Here is a 23,819-nt window from a genome sequence, read left to right on the forward strand (position 1 = left end):
GAGCGCATCGGATCCGTCTTCCCTCGCTCCCAGCCGCAAGTACGACCGCGACATGTCCATGCCCCCCGAGACCCAGGTCGTCATCGATTTCGACGACAACCGTGCCGCCTCCGCCCTGGTTGGGCCTTACGGCCAGAATCTGGCCCTGGTCGAACGACGGCTCGGCGTCGTCGTCGATTCCCGCGGCAACCACATCACCATCGGCGGAACACGCGACGGCTGCGATGCCGCGCGGCGCGTGCTCGAATCGCTCTATGCGCAGGCCGTGAAGGGCCACGATCTGGCGCAGGGCGACGTCGAGGGCGCGATCCGCGCCGTGGTGGCGCAGGGCTCGCTGTTCGAGTTCGACGCCAAGAACGCCAAGAACGCGTTCGAGAGCATCAACCTGCGCAAGCGCCCGGTGCGCGCCCGCACCGCCGCGCAGGATTCCTACATCCGCGCGCTGAAGCGGCACGAGCTCGTGTTCGGCATCGGCCCGGCCGGCACCGGCAAGACCTGGCTTGCGGTCGCGCATGCCGCGCAGCTCTTCGAGCGGAAGGAAGTCGACCGCATCATCCTCTCACGCCCGGCGGTCGAAGCCGGCGAGCGGCTCGGCTTCCTGCCTGGCGACCTCCGTGAGAAGGTCGATCCCTATCTGCGCCCGATCTACGACGCGCTGTACGATCTGATGGACGCGCGCATCGTCGAGCGCGCGCTGCAGGCCGGCGAGATCGAGATCGCGCCGCTCGCCTTCATGCGCGGGCGCACCTTGACCAACGCCGCGATCATCCTCGACGAGGCGCAGAACACCACATCGATGCAGATGAAGATGTTCCTCACGCGTCTCGGCGAGAACAGCCGCATGATCATCACCGGCGATCCCTCGCAGGTCGATCTGCCGAACGGCCAGACCTCCGGACTCGCCGAAGCCGCGCGCCTGCTCGACGGTGTCGAGGGGATCGCACAGGTCCGGTTCACCGGCGAGGATGTCATCCGCCACGAATTGGTGGCGCGCATCGTCGCCGCCTATGAGGGGCCGAAAGCCCGCTGACGCGAGAGCAAGCACGCCGATGGTCGCGTCGTTCCAGCGCCATCCGCACAGATATCGACCAGGATGCCACAAAGTCCCATTCCAACGACCGAGGTGATCGTCGCAGCCGATTGCTGGCAGGACCAGCCTGACGCCGAGGACGTCATACAACGCGCCATTCTCGCCGCGGCCGAGACGGTCGATGCCGATGTCGGCGACGCCGAGATCGCCGTCATGCTGACGGACGACCAGGGCATCCGCACCCTGAACAGCAATTGGCGCGGCATCGACAAGCCCACCAACGTGCTGTCGTTTCCGGCGCTGCAGCCGACCGGACCGCGCGGCGAGGATGATGCCCCGCGCATGCTCGGCGACATCGCCATCGCCTATGAGACGATGCGGCGCGAGGCCGACGACGAACAGAAGCCGTTCGAGCATCATCTCAGCCATCTCACCGTGCACGGCTTCCTGCATCTGATCGGCTACGATCACGAGACCGATGACGAGGCCGAGGAGATGGAGGCGCTGGAGACCGAGATCCTGGCCCATCTCGGCATCCCCGATCCCTATGCCGATCGGGAACGGATGAACTGACCATGGCCGATTCCGAGCCCATCCATGACAATCCGCGCCAGACGCGCAATCTGCCGGCCGTGGTGCCGCCGGCCGAGCTCGGCCGCTCGCCGGGCGAGAACTGGCTGTTTCGCGCGCTGCGCAACCTGTTCGGCTGGAAAGGCGGCGGCTCGGTTCGCGACGACCTGCAGGTCGTGCTCGATGCCTCGACGCCCGATGACATCGGCTTCTCCGCGGTCGAGCGCACGCTCCTGCGCAACATCCTCGATTTGCACGAGCGGCGCATCGCCGACGTGATGGTGCATCGTGCCGACATCGTCGCCGTCCGGCGCGACATCACGCTCGGCGAACTGATGAGCCTGTTCGAGAGCGCATCGCATTCGCGCCTCGTCGTCTACAACGACACGCTCGACGACCCCGAAGGCATGGTGCACATCCGCGACCTGCTTGCCTTCACCACGGCGCAGGCCCGGGTCTCCGACGAGGTGAAGGCGCGGCGCAAGAAGCCGCTGCCCGCCGGCCTCGATCTCAAGGCCGTCGATCTGTCGATGCCGCTGTTCGAGGCCAATATCATCCGCAAGCTGCTCTACGTGCCGCCGTCGATGCGCGCGATCGACCTGCTGGCGCAAATGCAGGCCTCGCGCATCCACCTGGCGCTGGTCGTCGACGAATATGGCGGCACCGACGGGCTGGTCTCCATCGAGGACATCGTCGAGCAGATCGTCGGCGAGATCGACGACGAGCACGACAGCGACGAGCCGCCGGCGATCGTGCGGCAGGCCGACAACGCCTTCATCGCGGACGCCCGCGCCAGCCTCGACGACGTACGCCGGGTGATCGGCGAGGAGTTCGTGACGGGAGAGGCGGGCGAAGGGGTGGAGACGCTCGGCGGCTATCTCGTCAACCATGTCGGCCGGCTGCCGGTGCGCGGCGAGCTGATCTCCGGCCCCGGCAATTTCGAGGTCGAGGTGCTCGATGCCGATCCGCGCCGGGTCAAGCGCCTGCGCATCGCGCCGCGCAAGGAACGCCCGACGCCCCGCCCGCAGCGCGAAAGCCGGCGTCGAGACGTTGCGCCGGAAGTGACCCCGGCGGACACGGACGTCCCGGCCGAGCCGCCGCCGACAGAGGCCGGCCCTGCGCCGGTCCACGACGATAGCAGCCCGCCACGGGGCGATGGAGCCAGCTCACAGTGATCCGCCCATCGACGATTCGCGGCCTCGCCATTGGCGTTGTCCTGGCCTGGGGCTGGAAGCGTGCGGCGATCGCGCTCGCCGCCGGCGCGCTCTCCTCGCTCGCGATGGCCCCGTTCAACGCCTGGCCGGTGCTTGCGATCACCTTCCCGGTTCTGGTCTGGCTGATCGATGGCGCCGCGGCGGGACGGCGGCGCGGCATCCCGGCTGCCGCCTTCACCGGCTTCTGCTTCGGCATGGGCTATTTCGTCCCCGGCCTTTACTGGATCGGCAACGCGTTCCTGGTCGATGCCGACACCTTCGCCTGGCTGATGCCGTTCGCCGTGCTGGGCCTGCCGGCCTATCTCGCGCTGTTTCCGGCCCTAGGCTTCGCCTTGGCCCGGTTGATCTGGACGCGTGATGCAACCCGCATCCTGGCGCTCGCCGTCTGCCTGACCGCGAGCGAATGGCTGCGCGGCCACGCGCTCACCGGCTTCCCCTGGGACACGTTCGGCTATGCCCTGTCGCAGCCGCTCGCGCTGGCGCAGACGGCCTCGCTGATCGGGATCTGGGGCATGACGTTCCTGGCGATCGCGATCTTTGCCAGCCCCGCGGTGCTGATCGACGGCAAGACATGGCGTGAGCGCTGGCGGGCGCCGGCCGCGGCCGCCGCCCTGCTCGTGATGATGGGCGTGTTCGGCGCCATCCGGCTCGGCCTGCATCCGACGGCCTTCGTCGCCGACCTCAAGCTGCGGATCATGCAGCCGAACCTGCAGCAGGACGTGAAGTTCAACTATGGCGCCAAGGCCGATGTCATGCGCCGCTATCTGGCGCTGTCGGACCGCGCCTCGGGCCCGAACGCCACCGGCGTCCGGGACACCAACGTCCTGATCTGGCCGGAATCGGCGTTCCCGTTCTTCCTGACCCGCGAGGCGGACGCGATGGGCCAGATCGCCGACCTGCTGTCGCCGGGCACGGTGCTGATCACCGGTTCGGTCCGCGCCCCCGACGCGCCTCGCAACACCCCCATCACCCGGGCCTACAATTCGATCTACGTGATCGATCACGACGGCACCGTGCTGTCGGTCTACGACAAGCTCCATCTGGTCCCGTTCGGCGAGTTCCTGCCGTTCCAGAATCTGCTGGAGCGGATCGGGCTCGAGCAACTCACGCGGGTGCAGGGCGGCTTCATCCCCGGCACGGCGCGACGCAACCTGGACGTGCCACACGCTCCGCGTGTTCTTCCCTTGATCTGCTACGAGGCGATCTTTCCGAGTGACAGCGTGCCGACCGAAGAACGACCGGGCTGGATCGTCAACTTGACGAACGATGGCTGGTTCGGCATTTCGACTGGGCCTCATCAGCATCTGCAGCAAGCGCAGTGGCGCGCGATCGAGCAAGGACTTCCATTAGTTCGATCTGCGAACACCGGCATCTCCGCAGTGATCGATCCCGTCGGCCGTATCGTTAAGCAATTGCCTCTCGGCGCAGAGGGCGTGCTGGATTCCGCGCTGCCTGTTGCGTTGCAGCCGACAGCCTATGCAAGGCTCGGCGACATTCCGGTTGCGATCCTGTTAGTGATCGCCCTGAGCACCGTCGTTCGCAGACGTGTTGCTCAAAAGCTTCCCTGACGACAGCAAGATCTCGATTCTTTCCGGGTCCGTAAGATTTTTTTTGACAAGCAAAACCCCAAGTGTTGACAGATAGCTGCTGCAATTCGCATTCTCGCGCGGCAGCATGAGCCGTCCAGTTCGTTGCTCGGCCGTCTTCGTTAGTACGACATGCGAACATAAATTGACGGTGTGAGCGCCTGAGGCATACTGCGACCGCCTCGTTCCGAGGCCCATTCTAAGGAGTTGAGAGATGTCGACGAAAGCGCCCAACCCTGTTGACAAGCATGTCGGCAGCCGGGTGCGGATGCGCCGTATCATGTTGGGCATGAGCCAGGAAAAACTTGGCGAGGCTCTCGGACTCACGTTCCAGCAGATACAGAAGTACGAAAAAGGCACCAATCGAGTCGGCGCCAGCCGGATTCAGCAGATCTCGGAGGTTCTGCAGGTCCCGGTCTCCTTCCTGTTCGAAGGGGTCCCGAGTGGCGGGACCAACGGTGAAGCTTTCGGCGAAGGCGCTTCGCCCGCCTATGTGTCTGATTTCCTGGCAACCTCCGAAGGACTGGCGTTGACCCGCGCATTCACGCGGATCCACGATTCGAAGCTTCGTCGCAGCATCGTCGACCTGGTCGAGCAGATCGCTGATCGTGAAGCTCCGGAAGAAGGCTAGCTGATGCGCCGGCGCTGACATTCCTATCGTGATCACTCTCATAGGAATGTCAGCGCCCTCGGGGGGCCATCAGCGGGGCACGTTTGCGGACGACGCGCTGGGCACGCTGCGTTCCGCCAGACGAATGAGCCGATAGACAGGTTGGATCACGACCAATAGAGCGCGATGGCTCCCCTTCGGGAAAGGCTATCGCGCTCTAAATCTTTTTATGCACATGTGGCCTGGAACTCCGGTGTCCCAGCCGCCAACCCGCCCTGCGACGCGCCAGTCCGCCGCCTGCTACCACTTCGTAACCATCGAGAACGATTTACAAAGCTCATGACCGCCAGCAGCAGCCCGTTCGATAGTCGCACAATTCTCGAAGGCATCCGCCAATGGGTCGAGATCGAGACCCCGACCGAGGCGCCTGATCAGGTCAACAAGCTGGCTTCCCTTGTCGCGGATGGCTATCGCGGGCTCGATGCCACGATCGAACGGATCGCCGGACGCGACGGCTGCGGCGACCACCTCGTCGCACGGTCGTCGTGGGGACAGGACGAGCCGGGCATCCTGGTCCTGAGCCATCTCGACACGGTACATCCGATCGGGTTCATCGCGCGGCTGCCGTTCGCAGTCGACGGCGACGTTGCGTACGGTCCCGGGATCTACGACATGAAGGGCGGCGCCTATCTCGCCTTTCACGCCTTTCGTCAGCTCTGCGCAGAGGGTCAAAAATCGCCCCTCGGCATTACTCATTTGTTCGTCTCGGATGAAGAGATCGGCAGCCCGACCTCGCGCGCGCTGATCGAGGAGGAAGGCCGCAAGGCCAAATACGTCCTCGTCACCGAGCCGGCGCGCGACGGCGGCAAGATCGTGACCGGACGCAAGGGCGTGGCGCGGTTCGACGTGGCAATCCGCGGCGTGCCCGCGCACGCTGGCGCGCGTCCACAGGATGGACGCAGTGCGATCCGCGAACTCGCCAACGTCATCCATGCGCTCGAAGCGCTCAACGACCCCGCCCGCGGCATCACCGTGAATGTCGGCGTCGTGCGCGGCGGCACCCGTCCCAACGTGATCGCTGAGGAAGCTTATGCCGAGGTCGATGCACGGCTGCCGACGCCTGCCGATGCCGAAGAAATCCTGCCCAAGATCCTGGGGCTGACCTCGCGCAGCGATGGCGTCACGGTCGAAGTGAGCGGCGAGGTGAACCGGCCGCCTTACGTCAAGGGCAACGCCGGCGCCGCCCTGTTCGAGCATGCGAAATCCCTGGCCGACGAGATCGGCTTCGAGCTGGTCGACACCTATACCGGGGGCGGTTCGGACGGCAATTTCACCGCACCGTTCACGGCGACGCTCGATGGGCTCGGCGTCGATGGCAAGGGCGCGCATACGCATTACGAGCAGATGTACATCTCCTCGATCGAGCCGCGGACAAGGCTGCTCTACCGTCTCTATCAAACCCTGCGATGAGCCCCGCGATCAACATGCCCGTCGACGACGATCACACCGGCACCGAGGCCCTGCACGGCCAGGGCTCGTTCTTCGGCCGGCGCAAGGGCCACAAGCTGCGGGCGCATCAGGCCGGCCTGGTCGACAACCTGCTGCCGCACCTCGCGCTCGATCTCGCCGCGCCCGCGGAAGCCGTGCTGCCCACGCTGTACCATCCGCCGGTCGACGCGCTGCGGCTGGAGATCGGGTTTGGCGGCGGCGAGCATCTTGCCGCCGAAGCGAAGGCGTTTCCGACCACCGGCTTCATCGGCTGCGAGCCCTATGTCAACGGCATGGCCAAGATCCTGTCGGCCATCGAGGCCGACAACATCGGCAATATCAGGCTGGTGGCGGGCGACGCCGCCGAGCTGTTGGCCTGGCTGCCGCCGCAGTCGCTGCAGCGGATCGACCTGATCCATCCCGATCCCTGGCCGAAGCGGCGGCACTGGAAGCGGCGTTTCGTGCAGGATGCGACGATCGCAGCGATGGCGCGCGTCCTGAAGCCCGGCGGCGAGTTCCGCTTCGTCAGCGACATCGACGACTATTGCGCCTGGACGCTGTGGCATCTGCTGCGTTCGCCGGAGTTCGCCTGGACGGCCGAGCGCGCCGACGACTGGCGTCTGCCCTGGCCGGGCTACACCATGACGCGCTACGGGCGGAAGGCGACGCGCGAAGGCCGCGTCGCCAACTATCTGATCTTCAGCCGGCGCTGACCGCTGCGCCGGCGAGGTCACTCAGTGTCGTGTCTTCCAGAACGCGACGACGCGTTCGGCGGTCGATGGCAGCAGGCGCGCGTAGTTGACCCTGATCGCATCGATATCGCGCTGCGCCGGCACGCGTTTCGGTCCGAGGCGCAGCAGGATCAGCGCGTGCACGGTGCGCCAATCGAGCCCGATCATGCGCCCCAGGATCAGCAGCGGATCGTGACGATCGCCCGACATGAGCCGGTCGAGCGTCGCGATCTTCAATCCCGTCATTGCGGCGAGCGCCGCGATGACCTCCTCGTATTTGTGCTCGGATGCGAAGCCGAACAACGCCGACTGGTCCAAGGCACCGGCTTCATACAGCGACAGGATGGTCCGCTGCGCCGGCACGAAATCGCGCGTGCTATGCGCTGTACGCGCCGCATCGGCGAGTTCGGCGAGAGCCTGCCTGATCCTCGCCTGCTTGTCCGGCGGCACGACATCGAACAGCCGCCGCCTGATGACATCGAGCGAGCCGGCCAGCAGTTGTTTCAGATGATCGTCGGAAACATCTGCGCGCCGGCCGACCGTGAGCGTCAGCACGCCGTCTGAACTCGCGCGGTGGATCAGCGCGGCATAGCCGCGCGGGGAAAACGCTGCGCCGTCATTGGCAGCGGCCCGCCGCACCACGTCGCGATCACCTCGGCGCACCAGCACATCGGTCGTATCGGCCGATAGGCGCGTCCGCTCTGCCATCGCGAGCAAATGACCCTGGCTCTTGTCGCGCGCAATAGCGATGAGCACGGGATCGTCGAGCACGAGCGAACGGCGCAACAGCGGACCCGCCACCGCAACCTCGTCGTCGCGCGCCAGCCGGCTGACGACGGCACGGGGCGCCTTGAGGAGCCGCGACAACCGCTCCGCCAGATCGATCCGCGTCGGCAGATCCGCGAACGGGACCAGATCGATCAGGAGACCGTCGAACAGATTGATATGCTCGGGACGCAGCTTCGTCGCATCCTCGAAGAACAGGTCGGCGATGCGGCGCGTGGCCTCGAGGCCGCGTTCAGCATTGCCCTGCCTGACGATCCCGCCAAGGCCGGGGATCAGCGCGGTTGCCGGGGTCATGACGTCTACTCGATACGCAACACGACACGTTTCCGTGCGCTCCACTCCGTGCGGCACGACGACGGGGGCGAAAAGCACGAACTCAGCTCATTTTTAAGCGATCTTGGTGAATGAAGGGTTAGACCCTGCGGCATTCGACCGTTCCCGGTCAGGGAAAACGATCCGATCCGCAGTCCGGGCGCGGAGCAAATTCCCAGTTCCAGGCGCCGTTTGAGGCGACACGACCCTTGCCGTCAGGCGGCAAAGCGGCTATATGAGCGCCATCAAACATCATCTCATATACGATCGCGTAGTGAGGGTGGGCCCTTCCGGACCCGCTCTTTTTTGTTACCTGGATCGCTCCGCCACGGGCGGGATCGGTCCGGTGAGCGCGATCGAACAGGCCCGACGGCCCAACCAAGCAAGACACGCGATCGACGCCTCGATGACGGAACCTACGTTCGCAACCGCTGACACCGACCTCCTGACCGAGCCCCGCCTCGTCGTCGAGCCGGGCGTCGCGGCGCGCGTGGCGGCGGTGGCCGACCCCGTGCTGCAGGGAATGGGGTACCGCCTGGTGCGGATCCGCATTTCGGGCGAAGGTGGTTGCACGGTCCAGGTGATGGCCGAGCGTCCCGACGGCACGATGCAGATCGAGGATTGCGAGGCGGTGTCGCGGGCGCTGTCGCCGGTGCTGGACATCGCCGATCCGATCGACCGTGCCTATCGGCTCGAGATCTCCTCGCCGGGCATCGACCGGCCGCTGGTCCGCCGCTCCGATTTCGAACGTCACATCGGTCATCTCGTCAAGATCGAGATGGCGGTGGCACATCAGAACCGCAAACGCTTCCGGGGCATCATCGCCGGCGTCGAAGGCGACGGCGTACGCATCACCCGCGATGACGTGGCCAAGGACCAGGAGCCGGATGTCGTGCTGCCGATGGCCGACATCGGCGACGCCAAGATGGTGCTGACCGACGAGCTGATCGCCGAATCCATGCGCCGCGGCAAGGCGGCCGAGCGCGAGAAGAAGCGCGAGCTTGGAATCGTCCCACCGCTGGCGCCGCACGCCAAGCCGGCGGCCCAGGCGAAGCCCAAGCCGAAGCCGAAAGCAAAAGACGACAAGCCGGCCAAGAAGCCGCTGCCGACCAATACCAAGAAACATCGCCTCGCCGCCGATCGCGCGCGCAGAGGCGAGATCGATCCTGATTAGAGGAGACTGAGCCATGGCCGTCAGCGCCAACCGGTTGGAACTGCTGCAGATCGCCGACGCCGTCGCGCGCGAGAAGTCGATCGACCGCGGCATCGTGATCGCCGCGATGGAAGACGCGATCGCCAAGGCCGCCCGCGCCCGCTACGGCAGCGAGACCGACGTTCATGCCGAGATCGATCCGAAGAAGGGTGAGCTGCGGCTGTCGCGCCACATGCTGGTGGTCGAGAAGGTCGAGAACCCCTCCAACCAGATCTCGCTGGATGACGCGCGCCGCGCCAACCCGGGCGCGCAGATCGGCGACACCATCGCCGACACCCTGCCCCCGCTGGAATATGGCCGCATCGCCGCGCAGTCGGCCAAGCAGGTCATCGTGCAGAAGGTGCGCGAGGCCGAGCGCGACCGGCAGTACCAGGAGTTCAAGGACCGCATCGGCGATATCGTCAATGGCGTCGTCAAGCGCGTCGAATATGGCAGCGTGATCCTCGACCTCGGGCGCGGCGAGGCGATCATCCGCCGCGACGAGATGCTGCCGCGCGAGGTGTTCCGCAACGGCGACCGCGTCCGCGCCTACGTCTTCGACGTCCGCCGCGAGACCCGCGGCCCGCAGATCTTCCTGTCGCGCACGCATCCGCAGTTCATGGCCAAGCTGTTCGCGCAGGAGGTGCCGGAGATCTATGACGGCATCGTCGAGATCAAGGCGGTCGCTCGCGACCCCGGCTCGCGCGCCAAGATCGGCGTGGTCTCCCGCGACTCCTCGGTCGACCCCGTCGGCGCCTGCGTCGGCATGCGCGGCTCGCGCGTGCAGGCGGTGGTGAACGAGCTGCAGGGCGAGAAGATCGACATCATTCCGTGGTCGCCCGACATCGCGACCTTCGTGGTCAACGCGCTGGCGCCGGCCGAGGTCGCCAAGGTCGTCATCGACGAGGACCGCGAGCGCATCGAGGTCGTGGTGCCCGACACCAACAACCAGCTCTCGCTGGCGATCGGCCGCCGCGGCCAGAACGTCCGCCTCGCCTCGCAGCTGACCGGCTGGGACATCGACATCCTGACCGAGCAGGAGGAATCCGAGCGCCGCCAGGCCGACTTCGAGAATTCCACCCGCGTGTTCATGGAATCGCTGAACGTCGACGAGGTCGTCGGCCAGCTGCTGGCGTCCGAAGGCTTCACCTCGGTCGAGGAGCTCGCCTTGGTCGACCTCAAGGATCTCGCCGGCATCGAGGGCTTCGACGAGGAGACCGCGACCGAGCTGCAGACCCGCGCCCGCGAATTCCTCGAGCAGCAGGAAGCCGAGCTAGAGGCCAGGCGCAAGGAGCTCGGCGTCGAGGACGCGGTGAAGGACGTGCCCGGCGTCACCACCAAGATGCTGGTCAAGTTCGGCGAGAACGACATCAAGACGGTCGAGGACCTCGCGGGCTGCGCGACCGACGATCTGGTCGGCTGGACCGAGCGCAAGGAGGGTGGCGAAGCCACCAAATTCCCCGGCATTCTCGACGGTCTCGATATCTCCCGCGACGATGCCGAGGCCATGGTCATGCAGGCCCGCGTCAAGGCCGGCTGGGTCAGTGAGGCTGACCTCGCCAAGGCCGAAGCCGAACCCGAGAATGAGGACGAAACGACCGAAGGACAGCCCGCCTGACCCGCTTGGCTCGCCCCATGGACACCACGATGACCCCCACCCTGACCCAGCTCGCGTGAGATGAGGAGCCGCATCACCGCATGCTCGCTTTGGCCGACCCCGAGCTCGACAATGGACCGCGGACCGAGAAGTCCGCGACCATGCGCATGTGCGCGGTCAGCCGCGAAGTGCGGCCGATCGGCGAGCTGATCCGCTTCGTCGTCGGCCCGTCGGGCGAGGTCGTGCCCGACATCAAGCGCAAGCTGCCCGGACGGGGCTTGTGGATCACCGCCTCGCGCCAGGCGGTTGCGGAGGCGGTGCGGCGTCACCATTTCAGCCGGGGCTTCAAGACCAACGTCCGCGTCCCGCCAACCCTTGCCGAAGACCTGGAAGCCTTGCTGGCCCGCAGCGCGATCGAAGCGCTGGGGATTGCCGCCAAGGCCGGTCAGGTCGTCTCCGGTTTCTCCAAGGTGGAAGCGGCGCTGTCGCAGCGGCCATCACGGTCGACATTGGCAGCCCTCGTCCATGCCGCGGACGGCGCAGCCGACGGGATCCGCAAGCTCGACGCGCTGGTGCGGCCGAACGACGGGGGTCAGGACCAAGCCCCGACAATTCCGATCATCTGCTGTCTCACTTCGGCAGAATTGGATTTGGCACTTGGGCGCTCAAATGTGATACATGCTGCCGTGCTCGCAGGCCCGGCGAGCAGGACATTCCTGTCGCGCAGCCAGACACTGGTCCGATACCGGTCGGCCGACGCTGACAAGATTGCCGGAACCGCGGCCACGAAATCTGCTTCGACTTCGAAGACATAGCACTTTGAAGCCATAGCTACGAAGACATCGCGACGATTGCACGAATGAGACGGTGCGGTAGCCCGCACGCTGGTAACGAGATTAGGACGACTGAATGGCCGACAACAACACTCCGGGCGACAAGAAACTGAGTGTCCCGAGCAAGACCTTGACGCTGAAGCCGCGCGTCGAGACCGGCACGGTACGCCAGAGCTTCCCACATGGCCGGAGCAAGCAGGTGGTGGTCGAGAAGCGCGGCAAGCGCCGCGTCGGCGATGGGGGGCCCGATGCTCCGCATGCACCGGAGCCGACCGTCGCCAAGGCGCCGCCGCCCCCGCCATCGCCGCGCTCATCCGGACCGCGCCCATCCGGCTCGTCGCAGCGCGGCGGGTCCGGCGTCGTGCTCCGCACCCTGACCGAGGACGAGCGCTCGGCGCGCGCCAGCGCGCTGGCCGATGCCCGCGTGCGCGACATCGAGGAACGCCGCCAGGCCGAAGAGGAAGCCCGCCGCCGCGCCGAGCGCGAAGCCGCCGAACGCGCCGAGCGCGAGGCTGCCGAGGCGCGCCGCAAGGCCGAGGAAGAGCGGCACCGTCACGAAGAGGAAGCCAAGCGCAAGGCCGAGCTCGAAGCCAAGAAGCGGTTCGGTGAAGGCGAGGCGCCCCGTCCGGCGACATCCGCGCCCCAGCCCGCCGCAGCCGCACCGGCCCGCTCGACGCCCGCCCCCGGCAGGCCCGTCGGCGCACCGGGCAGCCGGCCGCAGCAGATTGGTGGTCCGAGCTCGCGGCCCGGTGGCGCTCAGCCGGCGGGCGCACGCCCGGCCGGCGCCCGTCCTGCCGCCGGCGGTCCGCTCGGCCGCGCGCCGGCGGCGGTTGCCGCCGGTCCGGACGAGGATGAGGGTCCGCGCCAGATCCGCAGGGGTCCCGGCGGAGCCGCACGTCCCGCGCCGCCGCCGAAGACCACGCACAAGCCGGGCCCGCAGAAGCAGCGCGGCCGCCTGACGGTGGTCACGGCGCTCACGGCCGACGATGTGCGCGAGCGCTCGATCGCGTCGTTCCGCCGCCGCACCCAGCGCCTGAAGGGCCATGCCGCCAACGAGCAGAAGGAGAAGCTCGTCCGCGAGGTGACGATTCCGGAAGCCATCACCATCCAGGAGCTGGCGAACCGCATGTCGGAGCGCGCGGTCGACGTGATCCGTCTGCTGATGCGCCAGGGCGCGATGCACAAGATCACCGACGTGATCGATGCCGACACCGCGCAGCTGATCGCGGAAGAACTCGGCCACACCGTCAAGCGCGTCGCCGCCTCGGACGTGGAGGAGGGCCTGTTCGACGTCGTCGACGATTCGACCGACACCGAGCCGCGTTCGCCGGTCGTCACCGTCATGGGCCACGTCGACCACGGCAAGACCTCGCTGCTCGACGCGCTGCGCCACGCCAATGTGGTCTCGGGTGAAGCCGGCGGCATCACCCAGCACATCGGCGCCTATCAGGTGACCGCGCCGGATTCCGGCAAGAAGATCACCTTCATCGACACGCCCGGCCACGCCGCGTTCACCGCGATGCGCGCCCGCGGAGCCAAGGTCACCGACATCGTCGTGCTGGTGGTCGCGGCCGATGACGGCGTCATGCCGCAGACGATCGAGGCGATCAACCACGCCAAGGCGGCGAAGGTGCCGATGATCGTGGCGATCAACAAGATCGACAAGCCCGACGCCCGTCCCGAGCGCGTCCGCACCGAGCTGCTCCAGCACGAGGTTCAGGTCGAATCGCTGGGCGGCGAGGTCGTCGACGTCGAGGTGTCCGCCAAGAACAAGACCAATCTCGATCGTCTGCTCGAGATGATCGCGTTGCAGGCCGACATCCTCGACCTCAAGACCAATTCGGATCGCCCGGCCGAAGGCACCGTGATCGAAGCCAAGCTCGATCGCGGCCGCGGCCCGGTCGCGACCGTGCTGGTTCAGCGCGGCACCTTGCGGGTCGGCGATATCATCGTCGCCGGCGCCGAGATGGGCCGCGTCCGCGCGCTGATCTCGGACCAGGGCGAGACGTTGCAGGAGGCAGGCCCGTCGGTGCCGGTCGAGGTGCTGGGCTTCAACGGTCCGCCGGAAGCTGGCGATCGTCTCGCCGTCGTCGAGAACGAAGCCCGTGCCCGCCAGGTCACCAGCTACCGCGCGCATCAGAAGCGCGAGAACGCGGCAGCCTCGATCTCCGGCATGCGCGGTTCGCTCGAACAGATGATGTCGCAATTGAAGACTGTGGGCCGCAAGGAATTCCCGCTGATCATCAAGGCCGACGTGCAGGGCTCGCTGGAAGCCATTCTCGGCTCGCTGGAGAAGCTCGGCACCGAGGAGGTCGCCGCCCGCATCCTGCATGCCGGCGTCGGCGGCATCAGCGAGTCCGACGTCACGCTGGCCGAAGGCTTCAACGCCGCGATCATCGGCTTCTCGGTGCGAGCCAACAAGGAAGCGGCCGCACTCGCCAAGCGCAACGGCATCGAGATCCGCTACTACAACATCATCTACGACCTCGTGGATGACGTGAAGAAGGCGATGAGCGGTCTCCTGGCCCCCACGCTTCGGGAAACCATGCTCGGCAATGCGCAGATCCTGGAGGTGTTCAACATCTCCAAGGTCGGCAAGGTCGCCGGCTGCCGCGTCACCGACGGCACTGTCGAACGCGGCGCCAATGTCCGCCTGATCCGCGACAACGTCGTCGTTCACGAGGGCAAGCTGTCGACCCTGAAGCGCTTCAAGGACGAAGTGAAGGAAGTGCAGGCCGGCCAGGAATGCGGCATGGCCTTCGAGAGCTACGGCGACATGCGTGTCGGCGACGTCATCGAGTGTTATCGCGTGGAGACCATCCAGCGCTCGCTGTAAGTCCGAATCCTACAGAGCGCTGCAATTCGAGCGAGCAGCGATTCCGTGAACATGCGGAATCGCCGCGCCTCTTGAACTTAACGAAGCGTCGTTGAACTCAATCAGAATGATCCTCTCGCCCGTGCTCACGCCGGGCGACGATCCATTGGATTTTTGAAAAATGCCTCGCCATCACCAGAGGGGAAGCGCCGCTTCCGGCGGCTCGCAGCGTCAGTTGCGCGTGGCCGAGACCGTGCGTCACGCTGTCGCCGACATTCTCAGCCACGGTGACGTGCACGACCCGGACCTGGAGGGACACATCATTACGGTGCCCGAAGTCCGCATGTCGCCCGATCTGAAGCTCGCCACGATCTACATCATGCCGCTCGGCGGACAGGATACGGACGTGGTGCTCACGGCGCTGGAGCGCAACAAGAAGTTCCTGCGCGGCGACATCGCGCGGCGCGTTAACCTGAAATTTGCACCTGACATCCGCTTCCGCGTCGACGAGCGATTCGACGAAGCGGAACGGATCGAGAAATTACTGCGAACACCCGCGGTGCAGAGAGACCTCAATTCGGATTCGGAAGAGAGCTGATGACCATTCCCCCCGAAACCGGCACTGTCGACGCGCCGAGCGCCGAACCGACCGCGGCCAAGACGATCCATTCTGCCGACGGACGCCCGCCGCGCGACAACAACGATCCGCGCCACAAGCCGCGCCAAGGGAACGGTCAGGGCAGCCAGCCGCGCCGCGATCGTCGCGACGTCCATGGCTGGGTCGTGCTCGACAAGCCGATCGGCATGACCTCGACCCAGGCCGTGGCGGTGGTGAAGCGCCTGTTCCAGGCCAAGCGCGCCGGCCATGCCGGCACGCTCGATCCGCTCGCCTCCGGCGGCCTGCCGATCGCGCTGGGCGAAGCCACCAAGACGGTTCCCTTCGTGATGGACGGCCGCAAGCGCTACCGCTTCACCGTGACCTGGGGCGAGGAGCGCGATACCGACGACACCGAAGGACGGGTCGTCGAGACCAGCGACAGCCGGCCGGATGCCGCGGCGATCCGGGCGCTACTGCCGCAATTTACCGGCCGGATCGAACAGACGCCGCCGCGCTATTCCGCGATCAAGATCCAGGGCGAGCGCGCCTATGATCTCGCACGCGACGGCGAGGTCGTCGAGCTCCAGCCGCGCCCGGTCGAGATCCATGAACTGACCCTCGTCGACCAGCCCGACCCCGACCATTCGGTATTCGAGGCGGAATGCGGCAAGGGAACCTATGTCCGGGCGCTGGCCCGCGACATGGGCCGCCTCCTCGGCTGTTACGGCCATATCAGCGCGCTCCGACGGACCCTGGTGGGTCCGTTTACCGAGAACGACATGATTCCGCTGGAACAGTTGGAGGCTTTGTGCAATAGAGCCGCGTCCGGTGAGGGAAGCCTCGCCGACGCACTCCTGCCCGTTGAGACCGCGCTGGACGACATCCCGGCACTGGCCGTCACTCGGGCTGATGCGGCAAGGCTCCACAGGGGCCAGGCCGTTTTGTTGCGCGGACGGGATGCGCCCAATAGTAGCGGCACAGTCTATGTCACGGTCGCAGGCCGCCTTCTGGCGCTTGCCGAAATTGGCAATGGCGAACTCATCCCCAAGCGCGTGTTCAACCTGACCGGACTGACTGCCAGCTCCGGTCGCAACGAAAGAGACTGACGATGTCGGTGACCGCAGAGCGCAAGGCGGAAATCATCAAGGCGAATGCCACCAAGGCCGGTGATACCGGTTCTCCCGAGGTGCAGGTTGCGATCCTGTCGGAACGCATCAACAACCTGACCAGCCATTTCAAGACCCACGGCAAGGACAACCACTCCCGCCGCGGTCTCCTGAAGCTGGTGTCGACCCGCCGTTCGCTGCTGGACTATCTGAAGAAGAACGACGAGGCGCGCTACAAGGCGCTGCTCGAGAAGCACAACATCCGTCGTTGAGCTTCGCGTTGGAATGGGCGCGCGCGGTATTGCGCGCGTTGATGGCATGATGCCGAGGACGCCGCTTCGATCGCGGCGTTCGCGAGTCCGGGATCATGCGGTCTGGCTGGATATGGAAAGAGGCAGATACGCTCTTCGCCTGATCCTTCCCGGACCATGCAGTACGCCTCAGCAGCAATCCGGCCGCTGGGCGTAACGGGCAAGGTGCCCGTTATTTACGAGAAGGATGGACGCCATCCGAAATAAGAAAACCATGGCAGGATCGCAGGGCGCTGATCGTTTTCCAGCGCCCTGCAATCTTGCGCATGGTTTTTTTGTTTCCGGGGGGTCTGCCTTCGATCATCTCATGAAAGAAGATACCCATGTTTACCAAGCATTCCGTCGAGATCGACTGGGGTGGGCGTCCGCTCAGGCTGGAAACCGGCAAGATCGCCCGTCAGGCTGACGGCGCCGTCGTCGCCACCTATGGCGAGACCGTCGTGCTCGCGACCGTCGTCGCCGCCAAGGCGCCGCGCGAGGGCGTCGACTTCCTGCCCCTGACCGTCGACTATCAGGAAAAGACCTACGCCGCGGGCCGCATTCCCGGCGGCTATTTCAAGCGCGAGGGCCGTCCGACCGAGAAGGAGACGCTGGTCTCCCGCCTGATCGACCGCCCGATCCGCCCGCTGTTCGTCGATGCCTGGCGCAACGAGACCCAGGTGATCGTGACCGTGCTGTCGCATGACATGGAGAACGATCCGGACATCGTGGCGCTGGTCGGCGCGTCGGCCGCCCTGACCTTGTCGGGCGTTCCGTTCAAGGGCCCGATCGGCGCGGCCCGCGTCGGCTTCGCCAATGACGAATACATCCTCAATCCGACCCTCGACGAGATGGCCGACACCCAGCTCGACCTGGTCGTCGCCGGCACCTCGGACGCCGTGCTGATGGTGGAATCGGAGGCCAAGGAGCTCAACGAGGACATCATGCTCGGTGCGGTGATGTTCGGTCACCGTCACTTCCAGCCGGTGATCAACGCGATCATCGAGCTCGCCGAGAAGGCCGCCAAGGAGCCGCGCGACGTCGCGATCATCGACAACGGCGCGATCGAGAAGGAGATGCTCGGGATCGCCGAGCAGGACCTGCGCAACGCCTACGCGATTCCGATCAAGCAGCAGCGCTATGCTGCCGTCGGCGCCGTCAAGGAAAAGGTGATGGCCTACTTCTTCCCCGAGGGGCAGGAGCCGAAATACGACAAGCTCCGGATCGCCGCCGTGTTCAAGGAGCTCGAGGCCAAGATCGTCCGCTGGAACATCCTGGACACCGGCAAGCGCATCGACGGCCGTGACGCCAAGACGGTGCGCAACATCGTCTGCGAGGTCGGCGTGCTGCCCCGCGCCCACGGTTCGGCGCTGTTCACCCGCGGCGAAACCCAGGCGCTGGTCGTAACCACGCTCGGCACCGGCGAGGACGAGCAGTACATCGACGCGCTGTCGGGGACGTACAAAGAGACGTTCCTGCTGCACTACAACTTCCCGCCCTACTCCGTCGGTGAGACCGGCCGTCTCGGCGGCACCAAGCGCCGTGAGATCGGCCACGGCAAGCTCGCCTGGCGCGCCATCCACCCGGTGCTGCCGCCGCACCACGAGTTCCCCTACACCACGCGCGTGGTGTCGGAGGTGACCGAGTCCAACGGTTCGTCGTCGATGGCCACCGTCTGCGGCTCCTCGCTGGCGCTGATGGATGCAGGCGTGCCGCTGAAGCGGCCGACTGCGGGCATCGCGATGGGTCTGATCCTGGAAGGCAGCCGCTTCGCCGTGCTGTCCGACATTCTCGGCGACGAGGACCATCTCGGCGACATGGACTTCAAGGTTGCGGGCACCGAGAGCGGCATCACCTCGCTGCAGATGGACATCAAGATCGAGGGCATCACCGAGGAGATCATGCGGGTTGCGCTGGGCCAGGCCCGCGAAGGCCGCATCCACATCCTGGGTGAGATGTCCAAGGCGCTGACCGCCGCGCGCGCCGAGCTCGGCGAATACGCGCCGCGCATCGAGACCTTCAAGATCCCGACCGACAAGATCCGCGAAGTGATCGGCACCGGCGGCAAGGTGATCCGCGAGATCGTCGAGAAGACCGGCGCCAAGGTCAACATCGAGGACGACGGCACCGTGAAGGTCGCCTCCAACGACGGCGAGGCGATGAAGGCCGCCATCAAGTGGATCAAGTCGATCGCCTCCGATCCGGAGGTCGGCCAGATCTATGACGGCACCGTCGTCAAGGTGATGGAGTTCGGCGCCTTCGTGAACTTCTTCGGTACCCGCGACGGCCTCGTGCACATCTCGCAGCTCGCCGACAAGCGCGTGCAGAAGACCACCGACGTCGTCAAGGAAGGCGACAAGGTCAAGGTCAAGCTGCTCGGCTTCGACGACCGCGGCAAGACCCGGCTGTCGATGAAGGCGGTCGACCAGACCACCGGCGAGGATCTCGAGGCCAAACAGAAGGACGCGCCCGCCGAGGCGCGCGAAGCCGCTGGCGAGTAAAGCCGGCGTCCCCTTCGATGAAATACAAAGGGCGGCTTTCGGGCCGCCCTTTTTTGTTGTCCTATTGGTCGTGCACCCTCGCGCGTCCCGGGTCACGGCTGCGGATGCAGAGGCCGTCACCCCGCTTAAGGTCACCCACATGCACCATCCTATCATCCGCCCTGCCCGCCCGGACGAATACGACGCCGTCGCCAGGCTCTGGATGGAGAGCTGGTGTTCGACGGGTCTGGAAGCGCAGAGCGAGAGGCTGCTCGCGGTCCTCAGGGAGCGCGTGCCGCGCGAAGTCGCCGGCGGTTGGAGCCTGTATGTCGCCGACGACCGCGGCGGCCTCGCGGCGATGCTCGCGATCAACGTCCCCACGCTCTATCTCGACCAGCTGATGATCGCCCCGTCCCATCAGGGCCGCTCGCTCGGCCGCCGGCTGCTCGCCTTCACCCGCGAGCTGCTCCCCGACGAAGTGTGGCTGCGCTGCGCGAAGGGCAACGACAAGGCGTGGCGCTGGTACGAGCGCGAGGGCTTCGTGCTGGAAAAGGAGGAAGCTGACCCGCTGCACGGCCGGATCATGAAATATTATCGCTGGAAGCGTGACGGTCAGGCGGCGGCCTCCTGATCGCAGAGCGTGCAAGCGCAAATCTTGCGCGTGGCGACCGGAAACCGTTGCGTGCGCCTTCGCAGGCGAACTAAGTTCGAGTTCCCGACGACCTTGCATTCTCGAACCGTCCCCATGTCCGTGCCGCTCCTGCTGATCCGTCGCCTTGCGCTCGTCGTCCTCGCCGCTGCCTTCGCAACCGGGGCTTGGGCCCAGGCTCCGTCAGCAACGGCGCCCAAGGCCGCCGCCGCGGCCAAGAAACCCTCCGGAAAGACAAAGGCGATGGCGAAACCAGGCGCCATCGAAAGCGGTCCGTGCCGTCTTGGCGTCATTTCCGCACTCGGCGACCAGCTCGCCGTCAGCAAGTTCGGCCTCACCGTGTTTGAAATCGAAGAGGACGAAGTCACGTTGCCGGGATGGGGACTGGACGACCTCGCCATGGCGCGCGTGCGCGCGGCCACCGGCGGCGACCCGGCCGTGCACAGGATCGGCTATCCGAAAGGCGCGTTCGAGCCCTACTACCATCCGACGTCGCGCTTCCTGCCCGATCCGAAGGAGAGCCTGGCCTCGATCGTGCGCAACGTCACCACGAATGCCAACTGCGCACGCTACCTCGTCGTCACCAGGTTCGAGACGACCATTCCCAACACCACCCTGAGGCTCAGAGGCATCGGCGCCTACAATCAGGGGGTCGGATCGATCCTCAGGCACTCGCATCTGTTTGCGAACGTCAACATCACGCTCATCGACGGCCAATCCTACGAGAAGATCAGCTCGTTCTCGGCGGATACCGGCGCCAGGCTGGCCGAGACCATGAGGCTCACCGAGGATCCTCTCAATAAGCTCAACAACGCCGACTTCCCCGAGCCTCTCGCGGCTGCGGCCTCCAGCACCGTCCTGCGCGAGCGGCTGCGTACTCTGGTCGCGGCGAAGCTCGATCGCGACCTGCCGAGCTATCTGAAGATCGAATGATGCCGTCGCCCGCGTTCACACGGTTCGAACGAGCTTCATTGGCCCAATCCTCTCCCTTATGCGACGAGCTCTCCCAGTGACAATCTCTCGCCGACTGGCGCCGCTGTTCATGGCCGTGATCTGGTCATGCACCAATGCCCTGGCGCAATCAGCGCCGGCGCCGCTGAATGCCAAAACAGCGCCAAAGACCGCGGGCACCGCTGCCAAGGCAGCCAAGCCGACGACGGCCCTTCGCGAGGGCGGACCGTGCGAGGTCGGGGTGATCGCCGCGCTCGGCGATGTCTTCACGGTGCAGAAGAACGGCATGACCCGCCTGGGCAACGAGTACGCCGAAGTGCCGGTGTCCTGGGGTTTCGACGACATCGTCTACGCGCGTGTGAAGGCAGCCGCGGGTGATAGCGGGATCCGCCGCATCAGCGTCCCCAAGGGCGCATTCGATCCGTTCTATCAGTCGCCACCGGTCAAGGCCGAGAACGGGAAGCTCACGCCCATCGTCAGGAAGGTGGCCGGCACGGCAGGGTGCGCTCGCTACCTCGTGATCACCCGCCGGACCGACAGCGAACCCTCGACAAACGACGAGGTTACCGGCGTCGGTGTCATCAACCGGGGCGAGGGATTCGGCCGGATCAGCCACGTCTTCACCATGATCGATATCCAGCTCTATGACGGCGCGACGTTCGAGACGCGCGAGCCTGCCACGAGCTCCAGATCGCTGCTCTCACGGCTGACGTCCGGCGTCGGACCGCCGTCTCACGCCGGGGACGTCGACAACTCCGCATTCCCCGCTTCGCCGCCGGAGGCTGCGAACAACAATGTGCTGCGCGACATGGCGCGTTCGATGCTCAAATTCCGGCTCGACCAGCGCTTGCCGGCCTATTTCGGGCGCGAATAGAACGACGAGCTCGGCGCGTCACAGCCTGATCTTCAGCACCGCGTGGCCCGACTGCTGGACGAGACCGGACGATGTCGCGTTGATGCCATAGCGGATGCTGAGGTCGAGCCGGTCGTTGCCGGCGGCCACAAGACCAAGGCCCGCCGAATAGATCCATGGCGACAGGCCGAGGCCGTGGGTGACGAAGCTCTCGCCGCCGCCCGAGAACGTCGCGCGGATCTGCAATGGCTGATTCAGCGTGTTGTAGCCGACGCCTATATCGCTGGTCAGACGAATCTGCCTGGTGGGCGCGTAGACCGCTTTCAGCTGCGCCGTCGTCACGAGCTCCTGATAGATCTGAGGATCGACGTTGAGGCTGAAGCCGCCGGCACCGTTCTCGCCGTAGGAATTGCTGCGAACCGTGCCGTAGTCCAGGCGCAGTGCTGGAACGAGCGCGAATCCGTCCTGCAGCGGAATGCGCGTCTTGATGCCTGCGCCGGCATGGCCGCTGTAGGAGCGATAGCTGCCGCCGGCGGATGCGCCCATGAAGCTCAGCGACCGGTTTTCGCCGTTATCGGTCGATCCGCCATCGAGCTGATAGTCGAAGAGGACATCACGGGTGATCGCGTAGGCTCCATAGAGCCCGAGCTGATAGGAGGCGAGACCGAGACGGTTCGGCACGGCCGCGTCGCTTCCGGTGATCGTGTGATGAGAATAACCGAGAACGCCGCCAATGATGGCGCGGGACGAGACTGCGACGTCGGCGCCGAACGCCAGACCGCCGCCGGAGGCGTCATAGCCGGGAACGCCATCGCGTCCCGTCTGCTGCGCGGTGCTGCCGAGAGGCTGCATCCAGACATTGCGACCAGCGGCCCAGCCGATGCTGCCGACATCGTCGAGCCTGTTGGTCATCGTCTGCCGGAACGCCTGCTGGCTGACATGGGTCGCCTGCGAGGCCGCACCGGTCAGCACCGGCAACGTCTGCTTCACGGCGGCGCTGAGAGATGGACCGCTGAGATTATCAAGCGCGGCAAAGCCCGAGACCATCGATCCAGTCCAGCCGGCCGACGTCATCGACAGCCGGTACAGTACGTCAGCCGCTTCCAAGCCGACGCGGCCGCCTGCAGACCGCAGCGTTTCCGCATAAGGCTGGATCAGCGACATCGTCGCCAGTCCTCCAGTCAAATTCCCGGTAAGGTCGTAGGTCGACACCAGCATCTGCGCGCCCGCGGCGTTGCCGCTCGCCGTGCCATAGAGGCTGGTCAGGGTGCCGCGCGAGAGGGTGTTGAACAGCAGGCTGCCCTCGGGAGTCACCGAGCCGAGCAGCGTGAAGCCCGCCGCGGCGCTGCCGGGCGGTGCGACGCCCGCACCCCAGAAATAGCCGTTCTGATAGTTGGTGATGACGAAACGGCCCGGCGCCTGCGTGCCGAACAACGTCGGACTGACGATCCGCCAAGGCGTGCCGGCGGTCCACGCCCATTGCGGCACGGAGTTGGCCGGCACCGGTGCCGAGGGCGGCGGCGTGAAGGTCGCGGGATCATAGGGCAGCATGTAGGCCCAATGCGTCACCAGCAGGCTGTCGCCGGTGATCATCTGCATTTCCATGCTGGTCACGCCGTTGACGTTGCGCATATAGCCGAGTCCGACCGTCACGGTGCCGCCGCCGGTCGGCGTGAACAGCATGGTGATCTGGCCGCTGGTGGTGACGAAGCCCTGGATGGTCGAGGTGTCCGTCAGCAGCGCCAGCCCGATCCTGAGCTGCGCGACGCTGGTGCCGGTGAAGGCGCCGTTGCTCGCGGTGCCCAAGGTCCACAACGTCTGGTCACCGATCGGGACCGGATTGGAGAAGCCCGTCTTCGGCGACATGTACGCGAGCAGCTGCGCCGTCGGCACATACCAGCTGGTGTTGGAGATCGTGGAGTCCCAGACGCTCGATTGCGCCTGCGCCGGCCCGACGCCCCCTGCCACAAGCGCAATGCCGGTCATCGCGCAGAGAGCGATGACACGGGCCTTCGAACGCAGCATCAATCGCCCCCACGACTTGTCTTGCTGCCGGCGCGAGCGGCTGGCTGACGGCCGCGGCCGATGCACCGGTCATGATGCATCGCAGCGTCGTCGCAACAACCAA

20 protein-coding genes are annotated in these 23,819 nt (G+C 66.0%); 18 read left to right on the forward strand and 2 right to left on the reverse strand.

Annotated elements, in window-relative coordinates; all coding sequences use genetic code 11:
* Positions 1-52 precede the first annotated feature (52 nt).
* From ACQR1E_RS07600 to ACQR1E_RS07630, 7 genes are all read left to right on the forward strand, one after another.
* A complete protein-coding gene (locus ACQR1E_RS07600; RefSeq protein ID WP_315716934.1) occupies positions 53-1,030 on the forward strand; it encodes a PhoH family protein in 978 nt (325 codons plus the stop codon).
* A 63-nt stretch (positions 1,031-1,093) separates the two neighbouring features.
* On the forward strand, positions 1,094-1,603 hold the full coding sequence (gene ybeY, locus ACQR1E_RS07605; protein WP_316170042.1) for an rRNA maturation RNase YbeY: 510 nt from the start codon (positions 1,094-1,096) through the stop codon (positions 1,601-1,603).
* A gap of 2 nt (positions 1,604-1,605) precedes the next feature.
* Complete coding sequence (locus ACQR1E_RS07610) at positions 1,606-2,775, forward strand: hemolysin family protein (protein ID WP_315716932.1); 1,170 nt, start codon at positions 1,606-1,608, stop codon at positions 2,773-2,775.
* On the forward strand, positions 2,772-4,382 hold the full coding sequence (lnt, locus tag ACQR1E_RS07615) for an apolipoprotein N-acyltransferase (RefSeq protein ID WP_315751784.1): 1,611 nt from the start codon (positions 2,772-2,774) through the stop codon (positions 4,380-4,382). Before ACQR1E_RS07610 ends, lnt begins: the two co-directional genes overlap by 4 nt.
* Before the next feature lie 232 nt (positions 4,383-4,614).
* Positions 4,615-5,031: a helix-turn-helix domain-containing protein gene (locus ACQR1E_RS07620; RefSeq protein ID WP_006615449.1), complete on the forward strand. Its 417-nt coding sequence runs from the start codon at positions 4,615-4,617 to the stop codon at positions 5,029-5,031.
* A 318-nt stretch (positions 5,032-5,349) separates the two neighbouring features.
* On the forward strand, positions 5,350-6,480 hold the full coding sequence (locus tag ACQR1E_RS07625; protein WP_315716930.1) for a M20 family metallopeptidase: 1,131 nt from the start codon (positions 5,350-5,352) through the stop codon (positions 6,478-6,480).
* Positions 6,477-7,211, forward strand: a complete 735-nt coding sequence (locus ACQR1E_RS07630; RefSeq protein WP_434896868.1) for a tRNA (guanine(46)-N(7))-methyltransferase TrmB — start codon at positions 6,477-6,479, stop codon at positions 7,209-7,211. The genes ACQR1E_RS07625 and ACQR1E_RS07630 overlap by 4 nt, the downstream gene beginning before the upstream one ends.
* 21 nt (positions 7,212-7,232) lie before the next feature.
* Here the strand turns inward: ACQR1E_RS07630 and ACQR1E_RS07635 are convergent, their stop codons facing one another.
* Positions 7,233-8,309, reverse strand: coding sequence for a DUF2336 domain-containing protein (locus ACQR1E_RS07635; protein ID WP_434896869.1), 1,077 nt, complete (start codon positions 8,307-8,309; stop codon positions 7,233-7,235).
* 424 nt (positions 8,310-8,733) lie between these two features.
* On the opposite strand from ACQR1E_RS07635, the gene rimP reads away from it, so the two are divergent.
* From rimP to ACQR1E_RS07690, 11 genes are all read left to right on the forward strand, one after another.
* Positions 8,734-9,501 carry a ribosome maturation factor RimP gene (gene rimP, locus ACQR1E_RS07640; protein WP_315716927.1) on the forward strand — a complete coding sequence of 256 codons (768 nt, stop codon included), beginning with the start codon at positions 8,734-8,736 and terminating at the stop codon, positions 9,499-9,501.
* 13 nt (positions 9,502-9,514) lie between these two features.
* Positions 9,515-11,137, forward strand: coding sequence for a transcription termination factor NusA (gene nusA, locus ACQR1E_RS07645; protein WP_315716926.1), 1,623 nt, complete (start codon positions 9,515-9,517; stop codon positions 11,135-11,137).
* Positions 11,138-11,217: 80 nt separating this feature from the next.
* Positions 11,218-11,931: an RNA-binding protein gene (locus ACQR1E_RS07650; RefSeq protein WP_315751781.1), complete on the forward strand. Its 714-nt coding sequence runs from the start codon at positions 11,218-11,220 to the stop codon at positions 11,929-11,931.
* A 94-nt stretch (positions 11,932-12,025) separates the two neighbouring features.
* Positions 12,026-14,785, forward strand: a complete 2,760-nt coding sequence (infB, locus tag ACQR1E_RS07655; RefSeq protein ID WP_315716924.1) for a translation initiation factor IF-2 — start codon at positions 12,026-12,028, stop codon at positions 14,783-14,785.
* A 160-nt stretch (positions 14,786-14,945) separates the two neighbouring features.
* Positions 14,946-15,362 carry a 30S ribosome-binding factor RbfA gene (rbfA, locus tag ACQR1E_RS07660; RefSeq protein ID WP_315716923.1) on the forward strand — a complete coding sequence of 139 codons (417 nt, stop codon included), beginning with the start codon at positions 14,946-14,948 and terminating at the stop codon, positions 15,360-15,362.
* Positions 15,362-16,468, forward strand: coding sequence for a tRNA pseudouridine(55) synthase TruB (gene truB / locus ACQR1E_RS07665; RefSeq protein WP_434896870.1), 1,107 nt, complete (start codon positions 15,362-15,364; stop codon positions 16,466-16,468). The genes rbfA and truB overlap by 1 nt, the downstream gene beginning before the upstream one ends.
* Positions 16,469-16,470: 2 nt before the next feature.
* Positions 16,471-16,740: a 30S ribosomal protein S15 gene (rpsO, locus tag ACQR1E_RS07670; RefSeq protein ID WP_009025947.1), complete on the forward strand. Its 270-nt coding sequence runs from the start codon at positions 16,471-16,473 to the stop codon at positions 16,738-16,740.
* 362 nt (positions 16,741-17,102) lie between these two features.
* On the forward strand, positions 17,103-19,259 hold the full coding sequence (pnp, locus tag ACQR1E_RS07675) for a polyribonucleotide nucleotidyltransferase (protein WP_315716921.1): 2,157 nt from the start codon (positions 17,103-17,105) through the stop codon (positions 19,257-19,259).
* A 139-nt stretch (positions 19,260-19,398) separates the two neighbouring features.
* Entirely contained in the window at positions 19,399-19,869 is a 471-nt protein-coding gene (locus tag ACQR1E_RS07680) for a GNAT family N-acetyltransferase (RefSeq protein WP_315716920.1), read from the forward strand.
* A gap of 114 nt (positions 19,870-19,983) precedes the next feature.
* On the forward strand, positions 19,984-20,820 hold the full coding sequence (locus ACQR1E_RS07685) for a hypothetical protein (RefSeq protein WP_315716919.1): 837 nt from the start codon (positions 19,984-19,986) through the stop codon (positions 20,818-20,820).
* Between the two features lie 259 nt (positions 20,821-21,079).
* Positions 21,080-21,712 (forward strand): hypothetical protein, encoded by a 633-nt coding sequence (locus ACQR1E_RS07690; protein ID WP_315825654.1) that lies wholly within the window; start codon positions 21,080-21,082, stop codon positions 21,710-21,712.
* 18 nt (positions 21,713-21,730) lie between these two features.
* On the opposite strand, the gene ACQR1E_RS07695 is transcribed toward ACQR1E_RS07690, so the two are convergent.
* Positions 21,731-23,716: an autotransporter outer membrane beta-barrel domain-containing protein gene (locus ACQR1E_RS07695; RefSeq protein WP_434896871.1), complete on the reverse strand. Its 1,986-nt coding sequence runs from the start codon at positions 23,714-23,716 to the stop codon at positions 21,731-21,733.
* Positions 23,717-23,819 lie beyond the last annotated feature (103 nt).

This window comes from Bradyrhizobium sp. HKCCYLRH1030 (assembly GCF_051168395.1).
In the GTDB taxonomy this organism is placed as follows: Bacteria; Pseudomonadota; Alphaproteobacteria; order Rhizobiales; family Xanthobacteraceae; genus Bradyrhizobium.

Excerpts from the sequence above, each read along its gene's own strand:
- ACQR1E_RS07620 (WP_006615449.1), top strand. The coding sequence starts at position 4,615 with ATGTCGACGAAAGCGCCCAACCCTGTTGACAAGCATGTCGGCAGCCGG.
- ybeY (WP_316170042.1), top strand. The coding sequence starts at position 1,094 with ATGCCACAAAGTCCCATTCCAACGACCGAGGTGATCGTCGCAGCCGAT.
- ACQR1E_RS07650 (WP_315751781.1), top strand. The coding sequence starts at position 11,218 with ATGCTCGCTTTGGCCGACCCCGAGCTCGACAATGGACCGCGGACCGAG.
- rpsO (WP_009025947.1), top strand. The coding sequence starts at position 16,471 with ATGTCGGTGACCGCAGAGCGCAAGGCGGAAATCATCAAGGCGAATGCC.
- infB (WP_315716924.1), top strand. The coding sequence starts at position 12,026 with ATGGCCGACAACAACACTCCGGGCGACAAGAAACTGAGTGTCCCGAGC.
- ACQR1E_RS07600 (WP_315716934.1), top strand. The coding sequence starts at position 53 with ATGTCCATGCCCCCCGAGACCCAGGTCGTCATCGATTTCGACGACAAC.
- truB (WP_434896870.1), top strand. The coding sequence starts at position 15,362 with ATGACCATTCCCCCCGAAACCGGCACTGTCGACGCGCCGAGCGCCGAA.
- ACQR1E_RS07680 (WP_315716920.1), top strand. The coding sequence starts at position 19,399 with ATGCACCATCCTATCATCCGCCCTGCCCGCCCGGACGAATACGACGCC.
- pnp (WP_315716921.1), top strand. The coding sequence starts at position 17,103 with ATGTTTACCAAGCATTCCGTCGAGATCGACTGGGGTGGGCGTCCGCTC.
- nusA (WP_315716926.1), top strand. The coding sequence starts at position 9,515 with ATGGCCGTCAGCGCCAACCGGTTGGAACTGCTGCAGATCGCCGACGCC.
- ACQR1E_RS07685 (WP_315716919.1), top strand. The coding sequence starts at position 19,984 with ATGTCCGTGCCGCTCCTGCTGATCCGTCGCCTTGCGCTCGTCGTCCTC.
- ACQR1E_RS07625 (WP_315716930.1), top strand. The coding sequence starts at position 5,350 with ATGACCGCCAGCAGCAGCCCGTTCGATAGTCGCACAATTCTCGAAGGC.
- ACQR1E_RS07695 (WP_434896871.1), bottom strand. The coding sequence starts at position 23,716 with ATGCTGCGTTCGAAGGCCCGTGTCATCGCTCTCTGCGCGATGACCGGC.
- rbfA (WP_315716923.1), top strand. The coding sequence starts at position 14,946 with ATGCCTCGCCATCACCAGAGGGGAAGCGCCGCTTCCGGCGGCTCGCAG.
- ACQR1E_RS07635 (WP_434896869.1), bottom strand. The coding sequence starts at position 8,309 with ATGACCCCGGCAACCGCGCTGATCCCCGGCCTTGGCGGGATCGTCAGG.
- rimP (WP_315716927.1), top strand. The coding sequence starts at position 8,734 with ATGACGGAACCTACGTTCGCAACCGCTGACACCGACCTCCTGACCGAG.
- ACQR1E_RS07630 (WP_434896868.1), top strand. The coding sequence starts at position 6,477 with ATGAGCCCCGCGATCAACATGCCCGTCGACGACGATCACACCGGCACC.
- ACQR1E_RS07610 (WP_315716932.1), top strand. The coding sequence starts at position 1,606 with ATGGCCGATTCCGAGCCCATCCATGACAATCCGCGCCAGACGCGCAAT.